Annotated in this window: 21 protein-coding genes, 1 tRNA gene and 2 pseudogenes; 20 read left to right on the forward strand and 4 right to left on the reverse strand. The window is 46.7% G+C overall.

Annotation, left to right across the window (positions count from 1 at the left end; genetic code table 11):
- Positions 1-111: 111 nt before the first annotated feature.
- From H3V12_RS09820 to H3V12_RS09875, 13 genes and pseudogenes are all read left to right on the forward strand, one after another.
- Complete coding sequence (locus H3V12_RS09820; protein ID WP_246787549.1) at positions 112-1,113, forward strand: NAD(P)H-quinone oxidoreductase; 1,002 nt, start codon at positions 112-114, stop codon at positions 1,111-1,113.
- Between the two features lie 131 nt (positions 1,114-1,244).
- A complete protein-coding gene (locus H3V12_RS09825) occupies positions 1,245-1,940 on the forward strand; it encodes a DUF1013 domain-containing protein (RefSeq protein WP_198214505.1) in 696 nt (231 codons plus the stop codon).
- An 811-nt stretch (positions 1,941-2,751) separates the two neighbouring features.
- A complete protein-coding gene (gene tolQ, locus H3V12_RS09830) occupies positions 2,752-3,465 on the forward strand; it encodes a protein TolQ (protein ID WP_075913894.1) in 714 nt (237 codons plus the stop codon).
- A gap of 13 nt (positions 3,466-3,478) precedes the next feature.
- Positions 3,479-3,940, forward strand: coding sequence for a protein TolR (tolR, locus tag H3V12_RS09835; RefSeq protein WP_075869306.1), 462 nt, complete (start codon positions 3,479-3,481; stop codon positions 3,938-3,940).
- A 21-nt stretch (positions 3,941-3,961) separates the two neighbouring features.
- Positions 3,962-5,014: a hypothetical protein gene (locus H3V12_RS09840; RefSeq protein WP_198214506.1), complete on the forward strand. Its 1,053-nt coding sequence runs from the start codon at positions 3,962-3,964 to the stop codon at positions 5,012-5,014.
- Between the two features lie 124 nt (positions 5,015-5,138).
- Positions 5,139-5,273, forward strand: coding sequence for a hypothetical protein (locus H3V12_RS11285; RefSeq protein WP_255520363.1), 135 nt, complete (start codon positions 5,139-5,141; stop codon positions 5,271-5,273).
- A 232-nt stretch (positions 5,274-5,505) separates the two neighbouring features.
- Positions 5,506-6,747 (forward strand): annotated as a pseudogene (gene tolB, locus H3V12_RS09845) (Tol-Pal system beta propeller repeat protein TolB); the annotation flags it as partial.
- A gap of 381 nt (positions 6,748-7,128) precedes the next feature.
- Complete coding sequence (gene pal / locus H3V12_RS09850) at positions 7,129-7,620, forward strand: peptidoglycan-associated lipoprotein Pal (RefSeq protein ID WP_075869304.1); 492 nt, start codon at positions 7,129-7,131, stop codon at positions 7,618-7,620.
- A gap of 122 nt (positions 7,621-7,742) precedes the next feature.
- Positions 7,743-8,798, forward strand: coding sequence for a tol-pal system protein YbgF (gene ybgF / locus H3V12_RS09855; protein ID WP_198214507.1), 1,056 nt, complete (start codon positions 7,743-7,745; stop codon positions 8,796-8,798).
- Positions 8,789-10,138 carry a tRNA lysidine(34) synthetase TilS gene (gene tilS / locus H3V12_RS09860; RefSeq protein WP_198214508.1) on the forward strand — a complete coding sequence of 450 codons (1,350 nt, stop codon included), beginning with the start codon at positions 8,789-8,791 and terminating at the stop codon, positions 10,136-10,138. Before ybgF ends, tilS begins: the two co-directional genes overlap by 10 nt.
- A 100-nt stretch (positions 10,139-10,238) precedes the next feature.
- Complete coding sequence (gene ftsH / locus H3V12_RS09865) at positions 10,239-12,380, forward strand: ATP-dependent zinc metalloprotease FtsH (RefSeq protein WP_198214509.1); 2,142 nt, start codon at positions 10,239-10,241, stop codon at positions 12,378-12,380.
- 231 nt (positions 12,381-12,611) lie between these two features.
- Positions 12,612-13,964, forward strand: a complete 1,353-nt coding sequence (gene glmM / locus H3V12_RS09870; protein ID WP_198214510.1) for a phosphoglucosamine mutase — start codon at positions 12,612-12,614, stop codon at positions 13,962-13,964.
- 217 nt (positions 13,965-14,181) lie between these two features.
- Positions 14,182-14,910 (forward strand): outer membrane beta-barrel protein, encoded by a 729-nt coding sequence (locus tag H3V12_RS09875; RefSeq protein WP_198214511.1) that lies wholly within the window; start codon positions 14,182-14,184, stop codon positions 14,908-14,910.
- A gap of 72 nt (positions 14,911-14,982) precedes the next feature.
- Here H3V12_RS09875 and H3V12_RS09880 read toward each other — a convergent pair whose 3' ends face one another.
- Both H3V12_RS09880 and H3V12_RS09885 read right to left on the reverse strand, forming a co-directional pair.
- Positions 14,983-15,420, reverse strand: coding sequence for a phage holin family protein (locus H3V12_RS09880; RefSeq protein ID WP_198214512.1), 438 nt, complete (start codon positions 15,418-15,420; stop codon positions 14,983-14,985).
- Between the two features lie 3 nt (positions 15,421-15,423).
- The gene (locus H3V12_RS09885) at positions 15,424-15,735 is read right to left on the reverse strand and encodes a DUF883 family protein (protein ID WP_198214513.1); all 312 of its coding nucleotides are present in this window, start codon (positions 15,733-15,735) and stop codon (positions 15,424-15,426) included.
- Between the two features lie 183 nt (positions 15,736-15,918).
- Between H3V12_RS09885 and H3V12_RS09890 the strand changes: the two genes are divergently transcribed.
- The 7 genes from H3V12_RS09890 (at position 15,919) to H3V12_RS09920 (ending at position 23,442) form a co-directional block, all read left to right on the forward strand.
- On the forward strand, positions 15,919-17,199 hold the full coding sequence (locus H3V12_RS09890) for a glycerate kinase (protein ID WP_198214514.1): 1,281 nt from the start codon (positions 15,919-15,921) through the stop codon (positions 17,197-17,199).
- A 142-nt stretch (positions 17,200-17,341) separates the two neighbouring features.
- Complete coding sequence (gene exbB, locus H3V12_RS09895) at positions 17,342-18,364, forward strand: tonB-system energizer ExbB (RefSeq protein ID WP_246787550.1); 1,023 nt, start codon at positions 17,342-17,344, stop codon at positions 18,362-18,364.
- A 6-nt stretch (positions 18,365-18,370) separates the two neighbouring features.
- Entirely contained in the window at positions 18,371-18,802 is a 432-nt protein-coding gene (exbD, locus tag H3V12_RS09900) for a TonB system transport protein ExbD (protein WP_075869294.1), read from the forward strand.
- Positions 18,803-19,087: 285 nt separating this feature from the next.
- On the forward strand, positions 19,088-20,002 hold the full coding sequence (gene fdhE, locus H3V12_RS09905; protein WP_198214515.1) for a formate dehydrogenase accessory protein FdhE: 915 nt from the start codon (positions 19,088-19,090) through the stop codon (positions 20,000-20,002).
- Positions 20,002-21,384 carry an L-seryl-tRNA(Sec) selenium transferase gene (gene selA / locus H3V12_RS09910; protein ID WP_198214516.1) on the forward strand — a complete coding sequence of 461 codons (1,383 nt, stop codon included), beginning with the start codon at positions 20,002-20,004 and terminating at the stop codon, positions 21,382-21,384. The genes fdhE and selA overlap by 1 nt, the downstream gene beginning before the upstream one ends.
- Entirely contained in the window at positions 21,381-23,309 is a 1,929-nt protein-coding gene (gene selB, locus H3V12_RS09915; protein WP_198214517.1) for a selenocysteine-specific translation elongation factor, read from the forward strand. Before selA ends, selB begins: the two co-directional genes overlap by 4 nt.
- A gap of 37 nt (positions 23,310-23,346) precedes the next feature.
- Positions 23,347-23,442: transfer RNA gene (locus H3V12_RS09920), tRNA-Sec, on the forward strand.
- A 490-nt stretch (positions 23,443-23,932) separates the two neighbouring features.
- Here H3V12_RS09920 and H3V12_RS09925 read toward each other — a convergent pair.
- Both H3V12_RS09925 and selD read right to left on the reverse strand, forming a co-directional pair.
- Positions 23,933-24,493: pseudogene (locus tag H3V12_RS09925) on the reverse strand (DUF4167 domain-containing protein); the annotation flags it as partial.
- A gap of 371 nt (positions 24,494-24,864) precedes the next feature.
- Positions 24,865-25,908, reverse strand: coding sequence for a selenide, water dikinase SelD (gene selD, locus H3V12_RS09930; protein ID WP_198214518.1), 1,044 nt, complete (start codon positions 25,906-25,908; stop codon positions 24,865-24,867).
- Positions 25,909-26,085: the final 177 nt, after the last annotated feature.

Genomic DNA, 26,085 nt, shown 5'->3' on the forward strand with positions numbered 1-26,085 from the left:
GGTATAAATCCGGTCTATCGGAAATAGATGTGATGAAGGGCATTTCCGAAAGCTAAAGCAAACGCCGGAAAATTGACAAAAAGCGCAATCAATTCAAAGAAAGGGAACACAATGACTTTCTCTAAAAAGACAATGAGGGCTATTGAAATTGCCGGTAAGGGCGGGCCTGAAGTGCTGAAACTGGTTGAAGTCAATGTCCCCGATATCAAAGATAATGAAATTCTTGTGCGTGTTCATGCCGCCGGTGTGAACCGTCCGGATGTTTTCCAAAGGCAGGGAAGTTATCCGCCGCCGGAAGGAGCCTCGCCACTTCCGGGCTTGGAAATTGCCGGTGAAATTGTCGAACTCGGTGTTGCAGTCAAACAATGGAAGATTGGTGACAAAGTCACGGCGCTGATTGCCGGTGGCGGTTATGCGGAATATGCGTCAGTTGCTTTCGATAATGCTTTGCCTGTTCCGGAAGGCTATGATTTTATCAAAGCAGCCGCATTGCCTGAAACTTTCTTTACAGTTTGGAGCAATGTGTTTGATCGCGCCCATTTAAAATCGGGCGAAGTTTTTCTTGTTCATGGTGGTACTTCCGGCATCGGAACGACAGCTATCCAATTGGCAAAAGCTTTCGGTGCCAAGGTGATTACAACAGCGGGGACCGATGACAAATGCGAAGCCTGTTTGAAACTCGGCGCCGATCTTGCAATCAATTACCGGACAGAGGACTTTGTCAGCAAGGCTCAGGAATTTACCAATAAAAAAGGTGTCAACGTAATCCTTGATATGGTCGGGGGAGACTATGTCAACAAGAACTACAAAATCGCTGCACCTGACGGGCGCATTGTCCAGATTGCCAATCTTTCCGGCTCTATGGCAACCGTCAATCTCAACTACATTTTTGTAAAACGGCTTATTCATACCGGCTCGACCCTGCGGGCACGTGACACAGCCTTCAAAGCTGCCATTGCCGTCCAATTGCAAGAAAAAGTCTGGCCGCTTCTTGAAGCAGAAAAAGTTCATCCGGTTATTGATATGGTTTTTCCGCTTGAAGAGGCAGCAAAAGCCCATGAACGCATCGAATCGAGCACCCATATTGGCAAAATAATTCTCGAAATCGATTGATCGGCTGCCGAGTTTTACCTGATGTCTTGTCGTTTTATAAAATTCGGTTTATAAGGCTTGGCGAATTCCCGGAAAATGTGGTCTATTCCACGTCCCGCCTCACCGGAGCGGGCGAACGAGAGGATAATGTTATGGCAACACAACTATTGATGCCCAAAGCCACAGCTGTTTGGCTGATTGATAATACGGCGCTTTCTTTTGACCAGATTGCCGCTTTTTGCAAGTTGCATCCATTGGAAGTCAAAGCGATTGCCGATGGAGAATCAGCACAAGGCATCAAAGGGCTCGATCCGATTATTACCGGCCAGTTGACGCGTGATGAAATTGAGCGCGGCGAAAAGAATAACGATTACCGTCTGAAAATTTCCGAACCCAAGGTTCGCCTTCCGGAAAACAAGCGTAAAGGACCGCGCTATACCCCGCTTTCAAAGCGTCAGGATCGTCCGAATGCCATTTTGTGGCTGGTGCGCAATCATCCCGAACTGAAAGATGCGCAGATTTCCCGTCTGATTGGCACAACCAAGTCGACAATTGAACAAATCCGTAATCGTACCCATTGGAATTCCGCAAACTTGACTCCGATGGATCCGGTAACATTGGGGCTTTGCTCGCAAATCGAACTCGACATTGAAGTTGATAAGGCTGCCAAAAACCGTCCGGCTGTTACAGCTGAAGACGGTACTTTGTTACCTGCATCGGCAACCGAAAATCTCGAAGTCAATGAAAATAAGGATGAAGAGCTGGATGCCGACAAGGTTTTTGCCAAACTTTCATCTCTCAAAAGTAATACTGACGACCAGACAGGTGATAACCGCGACGACAAATAGGCTCTGAAAAATTGTACAGTTTTATTTGCTGTTTAACTTGCTTGAGCAATGAATGAATGCAAAAGTAGGGTCTTGGCATGTGACACAATAAAATGATGTCGGATAAAAGGATGCCGCGTTTAAAGATGTCTGAGTTATCAGAAGTTTGATTGTTTTGAATGACCCGCAATTTTTCAAATTGCGGGTTTTGTTTATTCTCGTATTACTGGTTTTATTTTTTTGGAAGAAATGCCTGTTTTTTTGAAGAATTTATGTCGACGTGAATCGGATAATAAAAATTATCAATCTCGTTCTGGAAAGGTAATTGAAACGGGAAAGCCGAAAAAATCAATAAAGTCAACAATTAGCTTGATCGGAATAAAAACAATTAAAATTCTTTGCCCTTATTAACCGTTGAGAAATACGATTGAGCAAACCGATTGAATTATTAATTTTCATCGGCAGTTTTATTTTTTGCGCTATTTTTACAATATTTGAATATCGGCATGAGGAATAGCTATCCGATCCCGCCAATATGACAATGCAAAAAGGTAAATCTGTAATATTTATAGCATTATCGAATTCGCATTGGATCAATAAAAAATTACCAAAAATTAACCATCTTTGTCTATCTATAGCGAGGAAGCGGAGGCACCGGAATCTTCCAGTCTTGGCCTTTGTTTCACCAAATTTAAACGTCATAGAAATGTCGTGAAGCACTATTAATAGAATTTTTTTGAATGCTTCGGGCGTTTAGACAGGAATTGAAGAGTTTTGCTAAAGGCCGCCCGGTAAAAGATGCCGGGCGTTTGGATTCAGGGATTAACACATTATGCCGGGAATAGAATTAGCAAGTCCAGCGTCGGTAGGAATCTGGAGCCTGTTCATGCAGGCCAATTGGGTTGTAAAAGCTGTCATGATCGGCTTGCTATTGGCATCTATCTGGAGTTGGGCAATTATTATTGATAAATTGATTGCCTATAGTCGCATTCGTCATGCGATGAACCGTTTCGAGCAGATTTTCTGGTCCGGACAATCGCTTGAAGATCTTTACAGAAATCTGAATGACCGACGGGTTTTTGGAATGGGAGCCATTTTTATGGCCGCCATGCGGGAATGGAAGAAGTCGCTTGAGAAGGGGGCACGTTCACCTATGGGCTTGCAAAGCCGAATTGATAAAGCGATGGATGTTGCACTCGCCCGCGAGAGTGACAGAATGGAATCGCGTTTGGGGTTTCTCGCAACAGTCGGTTCGGCAGGGCCATTTATCGGCTTGTTCGGAACGGTTGTCGGTATTATGAGTTCTTTCCAGTCCATTGCTGCATCAAAAAATACCTCTCTTGCCGTTGTTGCACCCGGTATTGCGGAAGCCTTGCTGGCAACGGCCATTGGCCTTCTTGCGGCTATTCCGGCAGTTATTGCATTCAATAAATTGTCGGGAGACGCGGGGAAAATCACCGGACGTCTTGAAGGCTTTGCCGATGAATTTTCAGCCATTCTTTCCCGTCAAATCGATGAGAAATTGACTTCTCGCCAGTCTTACTAAAAGGAATTCTGAGATGGGTATGGCTGTAGGAAGTTCCGGTGGTTCGAGACGGCGTGGTCGCCGTGGCGGCGCACCGCGTCGTGGCTTGATGAGCGAAATCAACGTGACACCATTTGTCGATGTGATGCTGGTTCTGTTGATTATTTTCATGGTTTCGGCACCATTGCTTGTCAATGGTGTGCCGCTTGATTTGCCAAAGACGCAAGCCGGCCCCGTCAATACCGAAACAAAACCTTTGACAGTTTCTATTAACGATCAGGGGCGCCTTGCTGTTAACGAAGAATATTATGATACGCCCGATGAGGTTGTCGCAAAATTGAAAGCTGTGACAGAATCAGGCGGTGACGCTTCCAAGCAACGTATTTTTGTTCGCGGGGCAAAAACAGTAGAATACCAGAAGGTTCTTGACCTTCTTGCAATCATTCAGAAAGCGGGCTTTACCAATGTTGCATTGGCAAGTCTGCCACAACAGTAAAATTGGCGATAGACTGATATTATGAAAGCAGGTCTGGCAACATCGGTAGCGGCACATGCCCTGATTCTTACCTGGGGGCTTATCAGCCTTTCCTCGCCGGCCGATTTTAATGCAGAGGTAACCGAAGCTTTGCCGGTTTCTCTGGTGCCGATTGCCGAAACAACTTCGATACAAAAAGGCGAATTGACTGCATCCAAAGAGAATAAAGCCGCGCCGAAGCCGACCACAAAACCGGTTGAAAAGCCTGACGCCGAGCATGTCGGTGATGGCAAAGTTGATAATGAAGCACCATTAAAGCCCAAGGAAAAGGATCGCGATGTGGATGCAACACCGCCGCCTTCAGGCACACCCGACGCGGATCCGAATCCTGTTCCACCTACAAAAACACCGGAAACAAAACCGGATAATACGCCAAAACCTGAAGAAAAACCGAAGGTAGAAGAACAAAAGCCGGAAGAAAGTTCAAAACCGGATCAGGCAGAGCCGAAGCCGCAAGAATCAGCTGATGCGAGTGAGCCTGCAAGTGAACCGAAGAAGGATCCTTTCCCGAATCTGCCTGAAAAGGCACCTTTGCCGACAGCAAAACCGAAACCGGCAGAACCAAAGCCTGCTGTAAAAGCCAAAGGTGAGAGTGTCGATGATATTCTGGCAATGAATGAAAAGGCCTTGATAGATAAAACGCGCACATCCGGAGGTGGTGCTGCCCGTTCACAAGGGCCTGCGGGGTTTGGCGCCAAGAAAAATATCGGCAATGGTCAGGATGTTGGACAGACACTCGTTAATGCGGCAACAAGTTGTATCACCAAAAACTTGAAATTGGCAGCTCTTGGCGGCGGAGTTGCCGGAGAAAATCCGGTTGCAGAAGCCAAGTTTAATTTGAGCATTGAGGGCAAAGTTGTCGGTGAACCGATTATTACCGGAATGAGCGGTAACCCCAATAAAGTGGACTTGCTGATCAACCAGACACGTGCGGCCATATTTGCCTGTCAGCCGTTCGAGGATTTGCCACGTGACCAATACGACAAATGGGGTCAGGGATTTGATTTGAAAATCGACCCGTTCAATTCGTTCTGATTGTGTCGACGTATTTTGTGACGGGATTAAAGAAGGTAAAAAACTTTAGGGGAGATGACCGACTTTGCTATTCACCAATGGTGTTGATGAAATAATTTCTTCATGATGGCGGAAGACAGTTTCGATGTTCATGTTGTTTTCGGTTGCACATCCGGTTTCCGGCCTAACAAAATTATCTCATGGCAATGATGATAGTGGCAGAGGACAAGGCGTTGCTCGAAAATGGTTTGAAGATATCGGGCAGTTGGTAACAATCTGATGCAAAAAGGCTTGGAACCGGTTTTTCAAAAAAGTCTTGTCATGATTGAAAAGCGGTTCATGCAATTGGAATAAACATCCGGAATTTTTACTATTCCGATACGAAAAAGACGTAACGTGGAATGCTTCAAGGCAACGGAAAGAAAATGGTTTCTTCGATGATTAAGAAAAATAAGCGCCTTTATATTTTTGTTTTTTTGTCAATGGTTTTGCCATTTTTAAGCTGGCATACCGCTTTTGCGCAATTGAAGGGAACTGTCTCGTCAGCCGATTTCAATCCAATCCCCATTGCGGTTACCGATTTTATCGCGGGTGACCAGATGGGGGTGCAAATTTCTTCAGTGGTGACCGCCGATCTTGAACGTTCAGGGCTTTTCAAGCCGATTGACAAATCGTCATTTCTGGAACGTATTTCCAATCCGGATGTACAACCGCGGTTTCCCGATTGGCAACAAATCAACGCACAGGGTCTGGTAACCGGCCGTGTGACAAAAGAAGCAGATGGACGACTGCGCGTAGAATTCCGCTTGTGGGATGTCTATGGTGGCAAACAACTCGAAGGCCGCCAGTTCTATGCAACGCCCCAAACCTGGCGCCGCGTTGCCCATATTATCGCCGATGCCATTTACACAAAGATGACCGGTGAAAAGGGGTATTTCGATACACGCATCGTATTCGTTGATGAAACAGGTGCAGCAAATGCACGTGTCAAACGTCTTGCCATTATGGATCAGGATGGAGCAAACCTCACTTATATCTCGAACGGCCGTGAACTCGTTTTAACACCGCGTTTTTCACCAAGCCGTCAGGAAATTACCTATATGGCTTATGCCGGTAACAATGTCCCGAAGGTTTATTTGCAACAGATTGAAACAGGCCAGCGTGAACTTGTCGGTACTTTCCCGAATATGACCATTGCACCACGTTTTTCACCTGATGGTCAAAAAGTGATTATGAGCCTCTTGCAGGATAATGGCAGTGCCAATCTTTACACTATGGATTTGCGCTCCCGTTCGACAACTCGCCTCACGACAACACCGGCCATTGATACATCGGCTTCCTATTCGCCCGATGGTACGCAGATTGTTTTTGAATCCGATCGCGGAGGAAAACCGCAAATCTATGTTATGAATACCGATGGCAGTAACCAGCACCGTATTTCATTCGGCGATGGTAGCTATTCGACACCGGTGTGGTCACCTCGTGGCGATTATATTGCCTTCACCAAACAGTCGCAGGGGCAGTTTTCAATCGGTGTCATGAAGCCTGACGGGCAGGGTGAACGCTTGTTGACATCGGGCTTTCATAATGAAGGACCGACATGGGCACCGAATGGTCGCGTTATCATGTTCTTCCGGCAAAATCAGGGACAGCAGCCAAAGCTCTATACAATAGATATTACCGGACGCAATGAACGTGCTTTACCAACTCCCAATGGAGCCTCCGATCCGGCCTGGTCGCCGCTTCTTGACTAGCAGGAATACTGCTATCTATCTTACTGCTATCTATCTAAAGAGGGCTTCAAGGTTTTATAATTCGGAGTTTTTCGGTTGATTGACCTTGTTAGCCTGAACAAGAAAAGAAATTGGTTTCAACGCCGCTTTGAAAGTTTTAAAGCGGCGTTTTTATTTAACGGCTTTTCCGTTTAACTTGCTATTGGACTTTTTACTCATTTCGCGCTAAGGAAAATCACATCTGCCGTCTTTCCGCCTCAATCAGCGAGCAACCGGTGGATTTGTATTTTTTATAAAAAGTGATGCGTAAGTATTCATTAACCATGCGTGTTGAGAGCTTTTTAAGCAAATCAAGCTAAAAGCCTTGAAAATCAACCGCTAACTTTTAAGGAGTCTCGGCACATGGGCCGTTTCCAAAAACTTGCTCGCAATCCGCTTGCTATAGCATTTGTCTTATCGCTAACTCTCGCTGGCTGCGCCAAACACGGCCTGAATGATCCCAATGCGCTTGGACTGAACAACGCAAAACCGGGATCAGCGCAGGACTTTACAGTCAACGTTGGTGACCGCGTATTCTTTGATCTTGATTCATCCAGCATTCGTGCAGATGCCCAGCAGACATTGACCCGTCAGGCACAATGGTTGCAGCGTTATCCGCAATACACCATTACTGTTGAAGGTCATGCCGACGAACGTGGTACACGCGAATACAATATCGCACTTGGCCAGCGCCGTGCTGTTGCCGCACGTGATTATTTGATTTCACAGGGTGTTGCCGCCAACCGTATGCGGACCATTTCTTATGGTAAGGAACGTCCGGTTGCAGTTTGCGATGCTCCGCAGTGCTGGAACCAGAACCGTCGTGCTGTTACAGTCCTGAACAACGCACGCTGATTTAAAGTTTTATTCACATTTGAAAACGGCCCTTTAAGAGGGCCGTTTTTTTGTGACAAATTTCCGCCGAAGTTGGCTGCTAACGGTTTTAATGACGCGAACATAAATAAAAGGACAGCGCAATGGGTTTTCTTTTTTCCCCCCGTTTATTGACATGTTCGGTAAAACGTCTGGTTATTACAGCAGCTTTTGTACCGGCATTGTCATTTGCCGTACTCTCCCCCTGCTATAGTGCATCTGCCGATCAGGGTGGATCGTCTTTTGCAAACGGGCTTTTTCCATTCGGCAAGAAAAAAACTGTCGAAAGCCAGACAGTGCAGATGTCGCCCCAGCCGGATAGCCGTGTAACCGATCTTCAACAACAGGTGCGTGAACTTACCGGAAAAGTTGAAGAACTGAATTTCATGGTTCTGCAAATGCAGGAACAGTTGCGCCAATTGCAGCAAGGTGGCGGGGCAGCAGCGCCTTCACAGCAACCGGCACAGGAACCGAAAAAACAGTCACAGGCGGTGGAACCGCAATCGCCCGCAAGTGAAACCGGTGCCAAACAGGAAATGCCACGGGCGGCAAGTACAACTCAAAGTGCACCGGCACTTCCGGGTGTGGGGGCAGAAAAAAACGCCGAACAAAAGAATATAAATGCTGAAGAAGCGCCGAAAGATTTGGGGTCGATCGAATTTGACAAAAATGGCAATATCCTTAACGGGAGTGTCAACCAGAATGCGGTAGCAACGGGAGGCCAAAGGCAAGCTGCACAGACTGGCTCGGCTTTGCCAACTGCACCACAAACAACAAGCGCAAAAGAACTTTATGACATTGGTTATAAAAATATTCTATCCGGCGATTATCGTGCTGCGGAAGCAGATTTTCGAGCTTTTCAGGAGCGTTATCCGACCGATTCGCAAATTGCCGATGCAAGTTTCTGGCTTGGTGAATCTCTTTTTGGACAGAAGCGCTATCGCGAAGCGGCACAAGCTTATATTGATGTGCAGCGTAATTACAAAGATTCTCCACGCGGGCCCGAAAACCTTTTAAAACTTGGAATGAGCATGGCTCATCTTGATGAACAGAAAGTGGCTTGCGCAACCTTTGCCGAAGTGACAAAACGTTACAAAACTGTAGATCCGGCAGTTCTGAAACGTGTCAAGGACGAGCAAAGTCGCAACAAGTGTCAATAATAGATTTCAAAAAACTCTTTCAGCCATCAGATTTCGAAAACTGCAAAATTGTCATTGCCGCTGTTTCAGGTGGCGGGGATTCGACGTCTCTTTTATTTCTTCTGCGCGATTATTTGAAAGAACTGGAAAATCCGCCCGAACTCATCGCTGTCACAGTTGATCACCGTCTGCGTCCCGAATCTGCGGCCGAGGCCGAAGAAGTCGGAAAACTGTGTGAGCGTCTTAACGTGAAACATGAGACCGTTTGCTGGGCAGATGCAAAGCCGCAAACCGCCTTGTCGCATGAAGCACGGATCGCCCGTTATGGCTTACTCTTTTCTGTTGCCGAGAAAGTCGGGGCAAGCGTTATCATGACCGGCCACACTTTGAATGATCAGGCCGAGACATATGAAATGCGATTGCATCGCGGTAGTCATCGCGGTCTTGCCTGTATGCCGCGTGAATCACTTCTTATGCGCAAAATACGCTTGATCCGGCCGCTTTTGGGAGTGAAGAGACAAGCATTACGGGAATATTTGCGCTCGATCAACCAGGATTGGATTGACGATCCGACGAATGAAAACCCGCATTATGAACGGGTGCGCATCCGCAAACGTTTGAAGGATGAAGATGTCGACGCTATTGCAAAAAAAGTCGAAGAGGCGGCAACTTTCAGGCGCGCTCAAAGTAAAGCTGCCGCTCGGCTTATTGATAAACTCGGCATAACAATGCAACATGCCTTATGTACGATAAGCGAAGTGTCGGACGAACAGTTGAATGATCCGCAATTTCCTTTTGTTATGGGTGTTCTTGCGTCAATCATCGGCGGCTCGCAAGTTCTTGCAAGTGATTCACAAGTCGATTTTCTGAAAAACCAGTTCTCGAAGAAACGCACATCTCTTTATCATTTCACGTTGCTTGGAACAGTCATCGAGCTCAACGGTAAAAATATCAGATTGTGGCGTGAGGCAAGAAACCAGACAGCAAGTGTTGCCGGTGCCCATTCTTCGATCATCTGGGATGGTCGCTATCGAGTTGATAACCGGTCGGATAATGCTATACGGGTGAATGTTCCTTCACTTTGCGATATAAAAGCGGTGGCTCAAGAACAAAATATCAACAATCGGTCGGTCCATTTTCTCTCGCTACAGACAGCGCTAGCGATTTTCAGCCGGTCGGGAATTGATATTCCGGCTCTTACCGGAAAACTTGTTCATGCAGAAAATCTCACCTGTAAAAGATTTATGCGTCCTTTCGGTTGGCTCATCTCGTCGGATGATTATCCGCTTTTTAAAATATTGAGCCGTTTTTTCGAAATCACCTTGTCGACATCGCAAGAAAATGACCAAAAAGCTGGATGAAACATCATGAAAGCTCATCTTCAGCCTTGGCAAGGCAACTTCAAGCACATATGTTACATTAAATTATCCAATAGAGCGTAATAGATCGAGTGGACCTAATATGAATCCAAATTATCGTTCCTTCCTGATATGGGGGATCATTGCACTCTTGCTGATTACTTTATTTTCGTTTTTTAACGGCAATAGTCAGCAAGCTGGCGCAGGAGAGATAACGTATTCAGACTTTCTGAAGCGGGTTGATAATAAAGAAATCAAAACCGTTACCATGCAGGGACAACGGTTGACCGCTGTTACAACCGATAACAGAACAGTTCTTTCTTTCGCTCCTAATGATCCCGGTCTTGTCGAACGTCTTGAAAGCAAGAACGTCAATGTCAGGGCGCAACCTGAAAGCACCGGAAACAGCACGTTTATGAATTTGCTTTTCTCGCTTTTGCCGGTTGTCATCCTGATCGGCGTATGGATTTTCTTCATGCGCCAGATGCAAGGCGGATCGCGCGGAGCGATGGGGTTCGGCAAATCCAAGGCAAAACTGCTCACTGAGGCGCATGGCCGCGTAACATTCAAGGATGTTGCGGGTGTCGATGAAGCAAAACAGGATCTGCAGGAAATTGTCGAATTTCTGCGTGAACCGCAAAAATTCCAGCGTCTTGGTGGTCGTATCCCGCGGGGTGTCCTGCTTGTTGGCCCGCCCGGAACAGGTAAAACATTGCTTGCCCGTTCGGTCGCCGGTGAAGCCAATGTGCCGTTTTTCACAATTTCCGGTTCGGATTTTGTTGAAATGTTTGTCGGCGTTGGTGCAAGCCGTGTTCGCGACATGTTCGAACAGGCAAAAAAGAATGCGCCATGTATCATTTTCATTGATGAAATTGATGCCGTCGGCCGTCATCGCGGTGCCGGTTTTGGCGGTGGCAATGATGAACGTGAGCAGACGCTGAACCAGCTTCTTGTCGAGATGGACGGGTTCGAGCCGAATGAAAGCATTATTCTTATTGCCGCAACCAACCGTCCTGATGTGCTTGATCCGGCATTGTTGCGTCCGGGTCGTTTTGACCGGCAGGTGGTTGTTCCCAACCCCGATGTTGCAGGGCGCGAGGAAATTCTTAAAGTCCATGTTCGCAATGTGCCTTTGGCGCCGAATGTCGACTTGAAGATTGTGGCGCGCGGTACACCGGGATTTTCCGGTGCCGATTTGATGAACCTTGTCAACGAAGCCGCACTTATGGCAGCACGGCGTGACAAACGTTTGGTCACCATGCAGGAATTCGAGGATGCAAAAGATAAAGTCATGATGGGAGCGGAACGCCATTCCGCCATGACACCGGCAGAAAAAGAGCTGACAGCTTTTCACGAAGCCGGACACGCCATTATCGCTATCAATATGCCGGCAGCCGATCCGGTGCACAAAGCAACGATTGTCCCGCGTGGTCGTGCACTCGGTATGGTTATGCAATTGCCGGAAGGTGACAAATATTCGATGAGTTACCGCTACATGATTTCGCGTCTGGCAATTATGATGGGTGGTCGTGTCGCCGAAGAATTGAAGTTCGGTAAGGATAACATCACTTCCGGAGCTTCCTCCGACATTGAACAGGCAACAAAGCTTGCCCGTGCGATGGTCACACGCTGGGGCTTTTCCGACGAACTCGGCAAGGTTACCTATGGCGAAAGTCAGGAAGATATGTATCTTCAGGGTGGCGGGCGTAACCAACAGGTTTCAGAAGAGACCGCAAGGGTTATTGATTCCGAAATTCGCCGTCTTATCGACGAAGCCTATCAGACAGCAAAACAAACCTTGACGTCAAAAAAGAAACAATGGGTTGCTCTTGCCGAAGGTTTGCTTGAATACGAGACCCTAACCGGAGCCGAAATTCAGGAAGTCATCAATGGCAAACCGCCTTCACGCGATATGGGCAAGGATTCACCGACACCCCATGTATCAAGTGTTCCGAAAGCCGGAAAAACACCTGAAAAACCTAAAGCCGATCATTCAAAGTCGGTTGTTGTAAGGGCAAAAGCTGTTTCCAATCCGGCCGACACGGTCAATGAAAAGCGAGAGGCTTCCGATAAGTCCGAAACAGTAAAAACTGCGGTTGAGAAAAAGCCGACAAGGACCAGAAAGACGACGAAAACGTCAAAGTCTCTAAAGTTCGAAAAAACGGTAAAAAAAGCTGAAAAGCCATCAAACAAATCGGCTGAAACAGAAACGGACACCGACAATCCGGATGACAAAAAGGCCTGAACTTTATTTTAAAAACTTTGAAGCGGCTTGATAAACTCAAGTCGCTTTTATTTTGTTCAAGCGCTGTTATGTTAACCGTGTCTTGATAATTCCGGCCTTTATAACCTTTGTTTGGTGAAGCAATGATTGGTTTTCTTGCTAAAAATTGTTAATCGGAACAAAAGAGACTGGTATATGAGTGGCTGACAGAATTTTATCGAACTTGGAATTTTGTCGAAAAAGGAAAATATAATGGCGTTTAAATATTTCGGTACCGATGGAATAAGGGGGAAAGCCAATACATTTCCGATGACCGCGGATGTGGCTATGAAGGTCGGTATGGCGGTGGGTATTCTTTTTCGCAGCCAGGGGCGGCCGGGAAGAGTGGTGATCGGGAAAGATACACGTCTTTCGGGCTATATGCTGGAAAATGCAATGGTTGCAGGCTTTACAGCAAGTGGCATGGAAGTGTTTCTTCTGGGGCCAATTCCCACACCTGCCGTCGCAATGCTTTGCCGTTCGCTGCGTGCCGATGTTGGCGTTATGATTTCGGCTTCACACAATCCTTTTTTCGATAATGGTATAAAATTATTTGGTCCCGATGGTTTCAAGCTTTCCGACGAAATCGAGTTGAAGATCGAGAAACTTATTGAAACCGATATGACCAACGAGCTTGCCGGCCAATCGCAAATCGGTCGGGCAAAACGTGTTGAAGGTGACATTTATCGCTATATAGAATTTGCCAAACGTACATTGCCGCGCGATGTCCGGCTGGACGGTATGCGGATTGTTGTCGATTGTGCCAATGGTGCGGCCTATAAAGCAGCGCCGCTTGCTTTGTGGGAACTCGGTGCGGAAGTTGTGACACTAAGCGATAAGCCGACAGGTACAAATATCAACGAAGACTGCGGTTCGACCCACCCGATTGCTTTGATGCGTAAAGTTCATGAAGTCAGGGCGGATGCGGGCATCGCACTTGATGGCGATGGTGACCGCGTGGTGATGGTTGATGAAACCGGTGCCATTATCGACGGAGACCAGTTGATGGCTGTCGTTGCCGAACGTTGGCTGGAAAATGGTCTGTTAAGAGGGGGCGGCATCGTTGCAACAGTGATGTCCAATCTCGGACTTGAAAGGTTTCTCGCCAAAAAAGGGTTGACCATGGCAAGGACCAAGGTTGGCGACCGTTACGTTGTTGAATATATGCGCCAGCATGGCTTCAATGTCGGTGGCGAACAATCGGGTCATATCGTGCTATCCGATTACGGCACAACCGGAGATGGTTTGGTGACATCGCTACAAATACTGGGATGTGCGAAAGAATCTCAAAAACCGATGAGCGAGCTTTGCCATCGCTTCGAGCCGGTTCCGCAAGTCTTGAAGAATGTTCGTGTTTCTGAAGGTAAGCCCCTTGAAGAAGCCCATGTCAAAGACGTTATTAAAAACGCCGAAAAGCGTTTGGGGAAAAATGGCCGTCTGGTTATCCGTCCGTCGGGAACCGAGCCGCTCATCCGTGTTATGGCCGAAGGGGATGATGAACGTCTGATCGGTAATGTGGTTGACGAGATTGTTGATGAGCTAAAGAAAGTGAGAGACGCCGCCTGACGGTTTGTGAAGCGCCGAGAAAACCTTCGACATTTGCGAATTTTGAAAAAGCAGCCTTAAAATGGCTGCTTTTTTTATGCTTTTTTGAACCTTCATATGCATCTTATTTATGGAAAATAGATGGTTAAAAATTATGGTTAAGAACGTCTTAACCAATCATGTTTAAAAAGCCTCATGAGAAGATAAAGGCACTTGCATCTTGTTTTGAGGCTTGAAAATGAAATTTTGCTTTGCACTTATTGGAACATTGTCGGTACTTGGTTCAACTCAGGTGCGGGCTGCGGATATCGACCTTGACAAGGTTCCCGAAGTTGCCATTACAGCTGAAACCATTCCCTTCTATGTGAAAGCATATGCCGGCGTAAGTATGGCCGATATCAATAAAGTCGATAAATTCGATTCGGGCGAAGCAAGCGGCAATTATCACTGGAAAAATAAAGGTGATATGGATAACGCCTTTCTTGGCGGGGTCGGTTTGGGTTATCGTCTTAATGATATTGTTCGCGTTGACGGCACAGTCGAATATCGTGCCAAAAATACAACAACTGCACGTGACCGCGATTTTGATACGACAAGAAAATATGAAGGTGATGTGGCCTCAACCGTGTTGATGGCAAATGCTTATGTCGACCTTGTAACTTATCATAATGTCACGCCTTATATCGGGGCAGGCCTTGGGGCAAGTGCCAATCGGGTGAGCAACTTCAAAGTGGATACTTCCAGGCAAAACTATCAAGCAGCATCAAATACCGAATGGGATCTTGCTTTTGCGGTTCATGCCGGCGTCGGTATCAAACTTTCCCGTCGTGTTATTTTCGATATCGGATATAGCTATAGCGATTTGGGCGACGCAAAAACTCAAGATATTTCCGGAAGCGGTTCTCTCAAGCTCGATCACCTGACATCCCACGATGTAAAAGTGGGCATAAGATATGCTTTCAATTAGGTGACCGGAATTGGACCCAAAAAACCGGCTGTTGTACAACCGGTTTTTTAAAAATCATTTTCTATTATAATTTCATGATTTCCGGTCTTTATCTTTATTCCGGAACATCAACGCTGCCAATCCGATTAGTGGAACCGCAAGCGCAAGCGTTTTTTTGTTTTTCAATATGGCAGGAACGGCAGCGACAAGAGATGCAGCCACAAGGTTGAAACGCTCGTCATTCATCTGCTCGTCATAGACTTTGCGCCTTTTGGCAGCGATGGAACGCCCGACTAAAAATACAACGAGCGCAACGATGAGCCAGAAGGCAAAAATAATAGTAGCCGATAAGATAGGCGAGACAACCCAACTCAGTGCAATGAATGCTATAACGCAAAGGAATGTCACTGCAAAAAACAGCGACAATCCGATCAGAAAATAGCAAATTGCCTGATTACGCGTCAATTTGACTGCTGTTTTCACGCTGCCATTTGCCAAACCGCCAATAAGCGGCGCGATAAGCCGCAACATATTTTAACGCCGCATCAAGAGAGCAAGAATAAAGCCGACACCGGCTGCTGCAGCGAGGCTTGCAATCGGTTTTTCACGAATACAATTGCACAATTGTCCTTGTACGTCGCCAATCTTTTCTTTCGCCTGCGAGATAGCTTCTTCACCATTTTCTTTGGCCGATACGTAAAGTTTTTCGGCCTTTCCTTTGGCCGCGGTCATTTTTTCGGACCCTAAGTCATTCAATGAGGAATGGATATTGGAAACCTCTTTCTTCAATTGCTCGAATTGTTCTTGAAGACTTTTTTCGGCTGGTGTCGCATTTTCTTTAGGCATATTGTTTTCTCCTGCTTTTAAGAATGGATGATCGTGCGAGAGTTTTCGGACGATGTACTTTAATTACATAGTTATTGCGTTGGTTTTTTCCACTTTTTTTGCAAATTCGGGCAAGAATAAACTGTAAACGAAAATAAAAATCTGGGAAAAAGAGACGGAGAACTATTTTTCGGGAGGCAATAATTGACAAATACCGACGATCGCAAATTATTGCGCGAACTTTTTGATTGTGCAGTCGCTGCTGCCAATCCCGAATATTTGATGGAAAAATTTTTGCCGAAAAAGCCGAAGGGCAGGACAATTGTTGTCGGAGCTGGAAAAGGCGCGGCCCAAATGGCTTTGGCACTTGAAAAACTATGGGCCAAGGCCGGTTATGGCAAGCTCGAAGGTGCAGTTGTTACCTGCTACGGTTGTGGTGTGGAGCTTCGTTCAATAGAAGTTATGGAGGCCTCTCATCCCCTGCCGGATGAAAACGGGCTAAGGGCTGCAAAAAAGCTGGTCAAACTTGTTCAAGGATTATCATCCGACGACCTTGTGATTGCTCTTATTTGTGGTGGTGGCTCGGCCCTGTTGCCGCTGCCGCTTGAACCTTTGACGCTTGCCGACGAAATCGGGATCAACGAGGCATTATTGAAAAGTGGTGCTCCTATCGGTGCAATGAATGCCATCAGGAAGCATTTGTCACAAATCAAGGGGGGGCGGCTTGCACTTTATGCAGCCCCCGCCCGTGTCATAAGTTTTATTGTGTCGGATATTCCCGGTGACATTGCCTCGCAGGTTGCTTCAGGACCGACAGTTGCCGATTGGTCAACACGAGAAGACGCACTCAAATTTATAAACCAGTACCATATTGCGTTGCCTCGAAAAGCTATTGAAGTTTTGAATAGCAAGTTTTCTGATGCCCCGACCCCTGATAATCCGGCTTTTGAAAGAAATGCAGCCTATATTGTTGCATCGGCTGCGACATCGCTCGAAGCTGCCGCAAAATACGCGCGCAAAGCAGGATTGAATGCCGCTATTCTCTCCGATTCGATAGAAGGTGAAGCAAAAGATATCGCTCTGATGCATGCTGCAATTGCTCGCGAAATTGCTTTGAAAAATCGGCCTTTCGAAAAACCTGTTGTCCTGCTTTCGGGTGGTGAAACGTCTGTTACAATTAAAGATGACCACGGCAAGGGAGGGAGAAACAGTGAATTTCTGCTGTCATTTGCTATGGCAATAGAAGGCAGACAAGAAATTACGGCACTTGCTGCCGATACGGATGGTCGTGACGGAAGCGAATTCAATGCCGGAGCTTTTTGTGATGCTAACACAGTTGTGCGTCTCAAACAGAAAGGCGTTGACCCTGCGATTTTTCTTTCAAAACACGATGCATGGACCGCATTCGATATTCTGGGCGATCTTCTTGAGACAGGCCCGACAGGAACCAATGTTAATGACTTTCGCGCAATTCTTGTCCGGTAGTTTTGACAAAACGGTTCGAGCTTTACATGAAAATTTTGTTCCGCGAGAAAATATGTTCGATAATTATTTAAACATGACTTGATTTATCATATTAAATTTTGTTAATTAATCGCTATCGAATTGAAGTTCAGGAACGAGAGCGATGATGAGATTTTTTAGAAGCCTCGCAATGACTGTAACATTTCTATGTTTGGCAGGCGGCTACGCATCAGCACAAACTGAAGTGACCGGGACGAATAATGCACAGCTATTGCAAGCTGGTGACCAGGCCTTGCAAACCGGCGGAAATGTGTCGCAACCTGCGGCAAGTGCCGCTCAAACCGGTGAAAATGCTTTGAAAGCAGGCGAACAAGCATTGCATTCGGCAGCTTCGCAGAGTTCGAATGCGGCTCAAGCAACGATCGATACAGCCAAGCAGGCAGCTGACCACTTTGCAGCCTCCATTCCCCACGACCTCTCGCCCATCGGTATGTTCGTGAATGCAGACTGGGTCGTTAAAGTGGTCATGGTCGGTTTGGCACTCGCCTCGGTTGCAACGTGGGTTATTTTTATTGTCAAACTCATTGAAGTATCGGCTGTTAAAAGACGTGCAAGAGGAGCTATGCAGCAGGTTAATCGTGCGGGAAGTCTTTCCGAACTTGCCTTGGTAGTCAAAAATGACAAAGGCGTCGGCTCACGCTTGGTACAGGCTGCACAAGATGAAGTAGAAGCGTCGCTGGCAGCTGTGGATTCGGCAGGAACCGATGGTTTGAAAGAAAGGCTGGGTTCGGTTCTCTCGCGCATTATTTCTGCTTCCGGTCGTCATGTAGCATTCGGGACCGGTGTTTTGGCAACAATCGGCGCCATCGGCCCGTTTGTCGGACTTTTCGGAACTGTATGGGGCATTATGAATTCCTTTATCGGTATTTCCCAAGCGCAAACAACCAATCTTGCTGTTGTGGCTCCGGGTATTGCCGAAGCACTTCTTGCAACGGCTATCGGACTTGTTGCAGCCGTACCGGCTGTCATCATTTATAATGTCTTTGCCCGTTTGATTACCGGCTATCGTCAACAACTCATCGATGTCTCTGCAGGGATTGAACGTCTGGTAAGCCGTGATCTCGACTTCCGTAAGGTCAAGCGTGAAACAGCAACAAGACCGAATCTATCAATTGCCGCGGAGTAGGACGAGATGGCGACAAAGCTTTCAGATCTTGACAATGATGAACTTGATGTCAGCCATGAAATCAATGTGACACCGTTTATTGATGTTATTCTGGTTTTGCTCATCATTTTCATGGTTGCTGCACCTCTGGCGACAAGCGATATTCCGGTGCAACTGCCGACATCCTCGACACCTGCGCAACCAAAGCCGGATAAACCGGTCTATATAACATTGCAGCAGGATAAATCACTTTATGTCGGTGAAGAAAAAGCGTCACTGGAAAATCTTAAAGAAACGCTTGATCGGCTCACTTCAAACAATCATGAAGAAAAAATCTTCATTCGGGGTGACGCAAGTGTGGAATATAGCGGCATTGTGGCTCTTCTTAACGAATTGCGCGCGGCCGGCTATACAAAAATAGGTCTTGTCGGTTTGGAAAAAGCGCCGGCAGCACAGTAACGACGCTATCAAGAAACATCGCATTGAACGCTCGCACTTGAAGCTTGGATTGGCTTTAAGTGCGTTTTATTTTCGAGTTATCGAAGTTATATACCCGCTTTACAGCAGAAGCTTTTTGGTGAAAGGCGGCTGAATTTAATTCCTGACCTATTTTTTGAAGGCCGTGTATTGCGACTTTTATAATTTTATAAAGAGTTGATCGCGACTTTTATAGCGAGTCCGTTGGACAAGACCCATTTTCCGGTTATAAAATTGGCTAGATTAGAAAATGGAGTTCAATCAAATATGCCGCGCAATAAAAAATTCGAAGGAGATATGACCGAAGTTGGCCATATGCGCACACCTCCTTTCGTCCGGCTTCCCGATATCAATACGTTATTCGAGGAACGGAGCAAACGTTTTGAAGAGCTTGCTCCTACAAGTCCGGTTAAAGATTACATCGATTTCATGACTGAATTTACCGGAGCACAGCAATTTGTCTGTAACGAGTTTGCTGCAAGCGATATTCCGACAGCCGATCAGGATCAGGCACAAAAATTTACAATGCCTCCGATCGACCGGCAGGCAATTATATCGGCTCCCGTTTTTGGAGAGATTGCCAATAGCTTTTTCAAGGTTCTTGGCAAAAGAAAACTTAAAAGTTCAAGTCTCGTTGCCCTTGAGGATACACAAGCCAACGAGACAAAATGGCAAAACTGGGCGTCCGACATTATTGCGCATAAATTGCCGCAGGAAAACCTCGCCCAGCATATCTATGTGACCGGTGCTTTGCAGATTGCATTGACACTGGCTGCTGCAAAACTTGACCCTAAAAAATTGCAGCCTATAGAAGGCAATCTTTGCCCCTGTTGCGGTGGTACCCATTCGGCTTCAATGATTGTTGGTTGGCCATCATCGGAAGGCATCAGGTTCTGTTCGTGCCTTTATTGCGGATCCATGTGGCGCTATGTACGCATCAAATGCACGTTTTGTGAAGAAACCAAGGGAATCAGTTTCCGCGAGATTGATGAGGGGCCGGGAACGATTCTTGCCGAGACATGTGATACCTGCAAACGCTATTGCAAACAGATGAATCATCAAAAAGACAGCCATTTCGATGTGTTTGCCGATGATATAGGCTCACTGGCACTTGATCTTTTGATGAAAGAGGACGGAACGTTTAAAAGAGGTGCATTCAATCCATTTCTGGCGGGTTATTGATGGTCGCGGATTTTTCCCTTCTACCTCCGGTCAACGCAATTCTTGCCGAACAAGCGGCAAAAGAAGCGGAAGCCAAATTCGGTCATAGTGCAACGGTTGATGCCATCAGGGCAACCCTTGCTGACGAACGAATTCTCATTAAAGCAGGACGCACGCCGCGAACGAGCAATGTACTTGCAATGATGGCGCTTGAACGTCTGGAGGTGGACGCCCAATCGACCATGCGTGCCGTGTTCAACCTCACCGGCACGATATTGCACACCAATTTCGGACGTGCGCAACTGCCGGAAGTTGCAATTGAAAATGCCGTTAATGCCATGCGCAACGCCGTTTCGCTGGAATATGACCTTGAAAGTGGCGAGAGGGGAGAACGTGACGACCATTTGCGCGAATTGATTTGCGAGCTTACTGGTGCGGAAGATGCAACCCTCGTCAACAATAATGCGGCAGCCGTTCTTCTGGTGTTGAATACGCTGGCTGGTAAACAGGGGGAAAGCATTATTTCGCGTGGCGAACTCATCGAAATCGGCGGTGCTTTCCGTATGCCGGACATTATGGAAAGTGCCGGTTGCAAGTTGATAGAAGTGGGAACAACCAATCGCACACACCTTGCCGATTATGAAAAAGCAATCAATGAGGAAACCGCGCTTTTATTGAAAGTGCACACATCGAACTATCGTATCGAAGGATTTTCTTCGTCAGTTACCACAAAAGAGCTTGCGGCATTGGCTGCAACGAAACATGTACCTTTCATGGAAGATCTTGGTTCGGGAACGCTTGTCAATCTCGTTGCTTTCGGTCTTCCCTATGAGCCGACCGTTCAGGACGTTATTAAAGCCGGTGCGGATATTGTCACTTTTTCCGGCGACAAATTATTGGGGGGCGTACAGGCGGGCTTTATTATCGGCAAGCAGGAATTTGTTGCACGGGTCAATAAAAACCCCATGAAACGTTCGTTGCGTGTGGATAAGGTACGCCTCGCAGCACTGGAAGCGGTCTTGCGGGCCTATCGGAACGAAGAAAAACGGAATGCAACTATTCCGACCTTGCGTTATCTTTCGCGAACCCAAAGTGATATTGCCCATCAGGCAGCCGATTTATGCGCCAAAATTAGCGATTTTTTTCAACCGGCTTATCGCGTGGAAATTTGTTCCTGTAACAGTCAGGTTGGCTCGGGTGCTATGCCAATGGAAACTTTGCCAAGCTATGGCATATCAATAAGCCCGGTTGATCCGGCAGTTTCGTTGACAGAATTGGCGTATCGTTTGCGCCAATTGCCAAAGCCCGTTATCGGACGCATGCATGCCAACCGGCTGGTTTTTGATTTGCGTTGTCTTGATGATACAAACGGTTTTGTTAACAATCTCGAAAAACTATCATGATTATTGGTACTGCCGGTCATATTGACCATGGAAAAACAGCTCTCGTCAGAGCACTGACAGGCATTGATACAGATCGTCTGCCACAGGAAAAACAGCGTGGTATCACTATTGAATTGGGTTTTGCCTATCAGACATTGAAAAATGGCGAGCGTATCGGTTTTGTGGATGTTCCGGGACACGAAAAACTCATTCATACTATGCTGACAGGTGCCGGTAGTATCGATTATGTCTTGCTGGTCGTCGCAGCCGATGACGGCATTATGCCCCAAACGCGTGAACATTTCGAAATATTGAAGCTTATGGGGTTAAAGCACGGGGTTGTTGTCATTACCCGCATCGACCTTGTTGATAAAGAGCGTGTTGAAGCATTGAAAGCGGAATTACACGAATTTCTCAAAGGTTCGTTTCTGGAAAATGCACCGATATTTCCTGTGTCGTCATTGACCGGCGAGGGCATACCGGCCCTTCGGGAAGAGATAGAAAACGCCGCTTTGCATTTGAAAAAACGTGTTTCCTATGGGCGGTTTCGCCATGCGATTGACCGTTGTTTTGTGCTTTCCGGAGCCGGCACAGTGGTGACGGGAACTGTACTTTCTGGCGAAGCATCGACCAATGATCTTATGGTCATTGCACCCGATCACCTGCAAGCTCGGTTACGGTCGATCCATGTACAGGATGAGGTTTCTAATAAAGCAAAAACGGGCGACAGGGCAGCACTCAATATTGTGGGCGACGCTATCAATAAGGATACAGTCAAACGGGGAATGATGGTCATTGACCCGTTTCTTGATAAGCCGAGTCAAAGGTTCGATGTTCGTCTAACGATTCTTCCATCCGAACCAAAGCCTTTGAAACAATGGTTTCCTGTTCACTTGCACCACGGTTCATTGGAAACCAATGCCCGCCTTGTATTTTTGTCGCAAGACACAATGAAGGCCGGTGAAACAGCTTACGTGCAGATTATTTCCGATAAAGCTGTGATTGCGGCAACTGGCGACCGCTTTGTTATTCGGGATACATCGGCAAGCCGCACGATTGGCGGTGGTATTATTCTTGATCCACTGGCACCCGAACGGCAACGTCGCGCGCCGGAGCGTTTCAAATTTCTTGCCGCTATGGAAAAGGAAGATAACCTTCAGGCATTATCGGCAATTCTGGCATTGCCACCCTATGGCATTGACTGGCTTTATTTTTGCCGTGCGCGTAACTTGTCTGAAGTCGAGGCGGGCAAACTTCTTTCGAGCGGTCATTTTGTTGTTCTCGAACATGGTCAAGACCGGTTTGTTATGGAACAACAGCAGGAACAGCGCCTGCAAAAGGCGATTGTCGATTATCTTGTCGAATTTCATAAAAACGAGCCTGATCTCTTCGGCGTTGGTCTTGAAAAATTGCGTCGTGACGTTGCTCGCGAAATCCGTGCCCCTTATTTTCGTGATCTGTTACAGAACGAAATTGATAAAGGTCGGCTGAAAATTCGCGGCGCCTGGGTTGGTCTTGCCGGTCATGAAGCTAAATTATCGCCTGAAGATGAAGCAATCTGGCAACGTGTCTATAAAGTTTTAAAGGGTGAGGAACGTTTCCGCCCGCCGCGCACGCGCGATTTTGCGCAAGAACTTGGAATTGACGAAAATCATATGCGACAAATCCTGAAGTCGTGCGCACGGATGGGACGTGTCTATGAAGTGGCGCAAGATTATTTCTTCCCGCGCGAAGTGCTGGCTGAAATTATTATGATTATGCGGGATATTGCCGAAAAAAAGGAAAAGCACGAATTCGTCGCGGCCGATTTGCGTGACCGGCTGAATAATGGCCGCAAGGTTTCCATTTTTCTGCTGGAATTTTTTGACCGCCATGGCGTGACAATCAGAAAAGGCGATATCAGGCGGTTAAATCCGCATCGGCTTGACCTGTTTGCCGATAGTTAGACTTGCAGTTTTTGCCTAAAAGCAGCATAAGACAATCGGAAGGGCTTTTCATCCGGTGATGGATGCGGCCTTCAAAGCCGTAAGGGGCCGTGAGACGGTCTTTTATGGGTTCGACTCCCATGCTCTTCCGCCAATTATTTTCAATTGAATGACGTCAGTTGAAGCACATTGCTTGTCATTACTGTTTCCGGATTGTTTTTATTGCCGTGACACATCAAGCGTCAGGAAAGGCATAAGCTATTGAGCGTCGGGAAAAAAGAAAAACAACGAACGTTAGATACGTGTTCGGCCAAGTTCGTCATCTGCAAAGCAGTATCCATCATTTGAGTATTTGAAATCGGCGGAGTGTGCGTCTGCAAAATTCTCGAAACTAAAACAGGAAAAACCGGTTTGCCAGCAACAGGAAAGTAGAGAAGGTTAAGCCACAACCAAAAAGGCAAAAAAGGCAGGCAATAAGCAAAGAGCACGAGAAAACAAAAAAGACGGGCAATGACCCGTCTTTTTAATCAATATCATAGAGTGGCTCAGGCTTCCTCTTCCGCCTTTTCCACTTTAGGCTTTGTAGTGCGTCTGCGACGCGGCTTCTTTTCAACAACCTCTTCGGCTTCAACCGTCTTTTCAACCGATGCTTCAGGAGCCTTCGCTTTTTCTTTTGCTTCCTCTGCGGCTTCGTTTTCGCCAGCATCATCAGAACGATTTACTGGAGCACTGCGACGACGCGGTGCACGACGGGTTTTCTTGAGTTCAACGACTTTCCCGACTTCCCCGGTATCTTCCGAAAGAGCGACTTCGGCAGGGACCCCCTGAATTTCCGGTTGCGGGCCACTTCCCGCAGCTTCATGTTCCTCATTCAATTCCAAAGACACAACCGGGGAGTTCTCATCCTCTTCATCGTCATCAATCAGTTCTTCACGCTGGATCGGCTGAGGCATTTGTGCTTGGGCCGCCAGAATAATGCGAACATAGTGTTCGGCATGTTGAAGGTAATTTTCTGCCATAACTCTGTCGCCGGCAGCCTGAGCATCCCGTGCCAGAGCGGTATATTTATCTGCTATATGTTGTGCATTACCACGAATTTTTACATCCGGTCCGTTGCTTTCATAATTGCGTGAAAGAGGATTTGGACCGCGACGATTATTATTATTGTTGCGTCCACGGATGCGCCTATTTTGTTGTGGCCTCATAATGATCTCTTTAAGAATATGTTTTATCTAATTTTATTCAGTTGATTTTCAGACAAGAATATTATGGCGTTCGCGCCAATATCCGTTTTGATTATGCTTGTTGACAAGCCATCAAGCTCAAATCAATTTTTTGAAAATCTCAAAAAGCCTATGGAAACGACTCCAACAGCTATGTTCCACGACGATTTATTTGATATCCGGCAAATTAGCGTTCTTCAACCGAATTGCCAAGTATTTTTTTAAAAAATCATCATCTTATTCAAATGAAAAGGGAAATTCGTTTGTGAAATTTGTTCACATCATCGAATTAACGATCATTCGGGCGGGAATTGACAATTGCCAACCCGCCCGTTTGTGAAAAACCACTCGAATCACTCTTCGATCACAACCTTTGGAGTGCCACTGCGCACTTCGCCGATAATGGTGGAAAGCGGATAGCCCTGGCTTTTGGCATAGGCAACGATCGACTGTGCTTTCTCAGGCGAGATTGACACAAGAAGGCCACCGGACGTTTGCGGATCGGTCAACAAAAAGCGTTTATAATCAGGATAATTTTCCGGCAATACAATGTGTTCGCCATAGCTATCCCAATTGCGACGTGAAGCACCGGTAAAGCAACCGTCTTTGGCAAGGGCTTCGGCCTCGGTGAGAAAGGGAATTTTCGAATAATTTATGGCAATCTCGACATTGGAGCCTTGTGCCATTTCAAGGCTATGCCCCAAAATCCCGAAGCCGGTTACATCGGTTAACGCGTGAACATCCGGATTCTTTCCGAGTTCTGTGCCGATTTTATTAAGAAGCGTCATTGACGCAATCATTTCCTGATAGGCTTTGTCAGAAAGTTTTCCGGTTTTGAATGCATGCGAATAAACGCCGACGCCGATACCTTTCATAAGTACCAGTTTGTCGCCCGCATGGGCACGGGCATTCAATTTGATCTCGTCTTTTTTGCAAATGCCGATAACCGCCAAACCATAGACCGGTTCGGGATTGTCGATAGAATGGCCACCGGCTACAGCAATTCCGGCTTCGGCCGCTTTTTGTCGCCCGCCTTTTAAAATCTCACCGACAATTGCCGGATCGATTTTATCAACCGGCATGCCAAGGATTGCGAGCGACATGATAGGCTTTCCGCCCATAGCATAAACGTCGGAAATAGCATTGGTCGCAGCAATTTGGCCAAATGTGACGGGATCATCCACCATCGGCATGAAAAAGTCTGTGGTAGCAATAACACAAGTGCCGTCGTCAAGCTCATAAATCGCAGCGTCGTCACTTGTTTCGGTTCCTACCAATAGATGTTCAAATGGTCCATACTCCGGCTGGTTTTTCAGCATTTTCTGCAAAACGGAGGGTGCCAGTTTACAACCGCAACCCCCACCGTGAGCAAGACTTGTCAAACGGAAGGGTGTCATCGAAGTTTCCTTTTTAAATATTCAATTTTGTGTGGGTATCAAAGATATCCAACAGTTTGACAATATTAGCATTTGTCAAACATACGTGCAATGTAGCTCATTTTTATCACGATCATTCGCCTGTGTTCACAAAAACGTCAACGTCATCGGGAAAGCGATTGCATTATTGTCTTTCAG

The organism is Bartonella sp. W8167, assembly GCF_016100335.1.
Classification (GTDB): Bacteria; Pseudomonadota; Alphaproteobacteria; order Rhizobiales; family Rhizobiaceae; genus Bartonella; species Bartonella apis.